The organism is Campylobacter sp. IFREMER_LSEM_CL1097 (assembly GCF_025772225.1).
Classification (GTDB): domain Bacteria; phylum Campylobacterota; class Campylobacteria; order Campylobacterales; family Campylobacteraceae; genus Campylobacter_D; species Campylobacter_D lari_D.
Genome location: NZ_JAKMRT010000043.1, coordinates 1 through 1,618, shown reverse-complemented (window position 1 = coordinate 1,618; position 1,618 = coordinate 1). Strand labels below are relative to the sequence as shown.

Sequence of the window (1,618 nt, the reverse complement as noted above, 5' to 3'; positions counted from 1 at the left end):
CAGTTTTTAATGCTTTAAATCAAAGAATGAATAAAGCGTTAGCAATAAAATCTTATTCTGAAGTTCCTGTTGATGTAAGTGCTTTTGCTAATTATACTTGTAATGGCTATGAATTAACTTATCAGCCTATAAACTTAGGAGATTATGCCATACCAAACACAGATAAAGTAAAATCAGTTACAATTAAATGGAAAGGTGCAGTTGATGATAGGTTTGGTATAACCATACATGACACTTTTGTAGATGGTAGAATTTTTCCTTATGAGTGGATTGATAATTGGTATCAAGGAAATGTAAAAGTTAAATGGAATAAAGTTAATAAAATTAATATAAAAGCAGGAGCTATTAATACAGATCCTTTCAGATGTTACGCTAGTGGAATACAAATACATTTAAGGTTTAATTATGATGAATAAATGGATTTGATTATTTCTTTAATGTTTTCTTTGAACCCTTTAATAACGACATAAATGTAGAATTAAAAGCTATCAATCAAACATTGAGAGTAAGTGCTAAAATACAAGTTTCGGATTTATTTTTTACTATAGGAGAGACTGGAAGCTATAACTATAATGGAAATTATACTATTTTAAATATTGGAGAATTTGGTAATAATGGTTATGGAGGGCAAGGATATTATAAAAATCATTATAGAGAAATACATATCACTAGAGTTTACAATCAAATGCCTACTATGGAACTATATATTTTTGGTTTTAATAATCAAAATGACGCTTGGAATGCTAAAAATAATATGAGTTATTCTTATCAATCAGCTTATGGTGGTAATACTAAATATCCATTTATATCTTGTATTAAAGGAATGCAACATGATACTATAAATTTTAATATAAAGGGCGATGGGAAAAGCAAACAATTTCCCTCAAATAAATGGGGAACTATTATAGTAGATTTTGGTGGAACTGATATTAATTGGGGAAGCGTTTGTCCTCCAGCTACTAAAAAATACAACGGAATATATACTTTCAAAACTACCTATAAGGGTAAAACTTATACGAGTATTTTACACTTAAAATTGAGTGAATAAACATTTAGCCTATAAAAAATTAAATTTTATATAGGCTATTTTAAAATTCATATGATTTTCAAGGTAATTTCAAGTGCAAATAGGTGGGCTTTATGTATTTATTATTTAAATCTTCAAACTTATATATTCCGTTGTTTTGTTTGGTTGGAATAGAAGCTTCTTCTTTGCTAAATAATAAATAAGTATAATGATTCATATCAAAAGGAAAATAAGTATTTCCTAAATGATAGGATTTTGAATTAATAAAATAACTTAAATTCCATTTTTGATTACCTCCATAAGCTGGCGTATAGGTTATTTTTATATTTGCATTCCATATATCATTAGTATTTTGATAACCATAAATTCCTAAATCAAAATTATCATTATGATGTGTTAATGTAAAAGTAGAATATTCATTAGTATAATTTCCAAAAACTTGCCCATCTATCCCATTATTAGTTCCTAATAATGTAGTTCTTCCATTTCCTCCATTTCTATTTCCAGTAGGGTGTCCTAATATCCCCCTTGTTTGAAATACGCTAATCTTAGCATTAACTTTCAACACCTGATTAAAAGCTTTAGCTTCCA

3 protein-coding genes are annotated in these 1,618 nt (G+C 27.4%); 2 read left to right on the top strand and 1 reads right to left on the bottom strand.

What is annotated here, in order from left to right:
* A partial coding sequence (locus L8W64_RS08820) for a hypothetical protein (protein ID WP_263673544.1) occupies positions 1-416 on the top strand: 416 nt, incomplete at its 5' end.
* 83 nt (positions 417-499) lie between these two features.
* Entirely contained in the window at positions 500-1,048 is a 549-nt protein-coding gene (locus L8W64_RS08815) for a hypothetical protein (RefSeq protein ID WP_263673543.1), read from the top strand.
* 58 nt (positions 1,049-1,106) lie between these two features.
* On the opposite strand, the gene L8W64_RS08810 is transcribed toward L8W64_RS08815, so the two are convergent.
* Positions 1,107-1,618: hypothetical protein (locus L8W64_RS08810; protein ID WP_263673542.1), on the bottom strand; the 512-nt coding region annotated here is incomplete at its 5' end.